Genomic DNA, 2,164 nt, shown 5'->3' with positions numbered 1-2,164 from the left:
TTCTTCAGCTTTTTGCGGTCAACCATAATCAGGTTGTTGGACAGGGCGTTCAAGCCATAATACAGGCTTTCCTTGCCGTTATCGAACAGTTCCTGCGTGGTAAACGGAACAAAAATCGCCGTGCTGCTGGTGGTAAGACCCCGCTGGATCTCGATCTGGCAGTCTGCCAGCGGCAGGCTGCTCATCAGCCCCTGCTCCTGCTGAAAATCAAGGCGGCATAATTCGCAGTTGTGCTTCTGGGCAATGCTGACCGCCTGAAACACGTTGGTTTCCAGTTCCTGCTCGGTCTTTCCGGTGTTCAGCACCAGAAAAGTGACAAGGAACATCCGCTCGTTTTGCGACTGCAATTCTTTCAGCAGGGCTTTTGCATCCCGCCCATAAGTCGCCAAGTCTGACGGCAACACGTCCATGTCGTATCCGGCGCGGACGGCTTTTTTCTGCTCCTCGATCTTGGACCTATCGAGTTCGGTGATGGTGTGCTTGATGGTTTTGATGGCCTTGTTCTGGTCAACGGACTGGATGTGCATGGTAACGATTTGACTGGAATCCATGTCCAGAAAATCCTTCAGCAACTGGTCGCTCAGGTCAGAAGCCGTGATATTCAGAAAGCTGACCGCCCCGAAGATGCCGCCCATCTGAAAGGTACGGCTGTTCTTAAATGCCAATGCAGTAGGGGCAATGGCATCCTTTACGGACAGACCACTGGGCACAAGGTCTTTCCAGTTGAAGTGGAACTTGTTGGCTCCATCCATGTTCAGCATCCCATGCATCAGCCGCAGACGCTCCGTACCGTCCAGCGGCTTTGCCAGAACGCCTAACCTATGAAAGTTGTTCATCAGGTCGTTCTGGATGTGCTCCAACCGGGGTTTGACCTGCGCCATGCTGTCGCCCTCGATGCCGTAGGTCAGGAATTTGGTCTTGGTCAGACCGTTGTTGCCCTTGGAAAGCTGCTGCCGCAACATCTGGCTGTACTCAGCGCGCACATCGTCAAAACCATCCTGCTGGTACGGGATGCGGATGGACTTTTCAAAGTCTGCGGAATCGGTGGCGGTATTCACAAAGGACAGCTCAAAGTGGATAGAGCTGTCGAAAAAGTTGAGAAAACTGCACCATTCCTCAAAGATAGCGGTCTTGTCCTCCTGCTGCGCCAACTGATAGTTGATATCCTGATACTGGATGGTGCGGGTGTAGTAGCCGGGACGGACACGGCAGGTACCGTCCTCAAACATCCGCTGGAACGGGATGCTTTCCTGTGCCGTGCGGGGCACTGTGGGCTTGGGCGGCTTTTTGCCGTCTTTATTCTTTTTCAGAAACGGAATCATGGGCGTCATCTCCCTTCACAAGCAGTGCATAGTAATTGCGAGTCTGGTACGGACGCACCTTCGGGCGAACAAAGCGCGCCTGAAAGTAGTACCGCAGGATCTTTTCAGCCGGCTGACCGTTCTTCTGATACATGGCCAGAAAGAACATGGGCAGCATGACCGCCATCATGCCGAGGGTAGCACCGGTATTGCCTACGGTATCCCGCAGGACAAAGAACAGCGGCACACCTACGACTGCCGCTGCACCAAAACAGACGAGCTGCCGGGCGGTCAGGTTGAAGGCTACTTTGGACTTCACCTTGCTGAAATCGCGCGGCACGGAAATATAAGCTGCCAAAATTTCACCTCCAATCAATGTGCACCCAGCAGAGTTTTGGCGACAGAGCTGGTCTTGAACAGCGAGAAGCAGAGCAGCACGGTATACCCCACGATGCTCCAGATCGAGTTGATGGCATCCCCGGATATTGCAACATTCTGGAGCAGAACAGCGTAGATCGCCACGCAGATCAGAATCAGGAAACCTTGAAATCCCAGCGCGAACAGAGAACGAAGATAGTTCTGTCCCACATGGGATTGCTCGTGGTTGCCCCATGTTGCCATGGGCACCGGAGCCAGACTGACCATCATATAGATCTCAATCATTCTTCCGTAGACGATGACAAAAATCACGATGGACAGGATGCGCATGGTGATGCCGATGAAGAAGGACTGCAAGAACAGCCCGAACAGTGGGCCTACGTCCATCTGCATCATGCTGGATTGGAGCATGGAAAGCCCGATGTCGTTCACCCGTGTGTTGCCGCTGATGATGCCGCTGGAATTTGCCACCACCTGCTGCGTCA

Annotated in this window: 3 protein-coding genes; all 3 read right to left on the bottom strand. The window is 53.5% G+C overall.

Translation table 11 applies throughout. The features are described 5' to 3' along the window. On the bottom strand, positions 1-1,322 hold a 1,322-nt coding region (locus tag WMO44_RS14805), incomplete at its 3' end, for a VirB4-like conjugal transfer ATPase, CD1110 family (RefSeq protein ID WP_349153032.1). Then, positions 1,297-1,659: a PrgI family protein gene (locus tag WMO44_RS14800; RefSeq protein WP_349153031.1), complete on the bottom strand. Its 363-nt coding sequence runs from the start codon at positions 1,657-1,659 to the stop codon at positions 1,297-1,299. The genes WMO44_RS14805 and WMO44_RS14800, both read right to left, overlap by 26 nt. A 14-nt stretch (positions 1,660-1,673) precedes the next feature. Continuing rightward, the coding region (locus tag WMO44_RS14795) for a VirB6/TrbL-like conjugal transfer protein, CD1112 family (RefSeq protein WP_349153030.1) at positions 1,674-2,164 on the bottom strand (491 nt) is incomplete at its 5' end.

Origin of the sequence: Faecalibacterium tardum, assembly GCF_040096515.1 — a bacterium.
Classification (GTDB): domain Bacteria; phylum Bacillota; class Clostridia; order Oscillospirales; family Ruminococcaceae; genus Faecalibacterium; species Faecalibacterium tardum.
The sequence above is the reverse complement of the archived record's forward strand: the minus strand, read 5'-3'. Positions and strand labels throughout refer to the sequence as shown.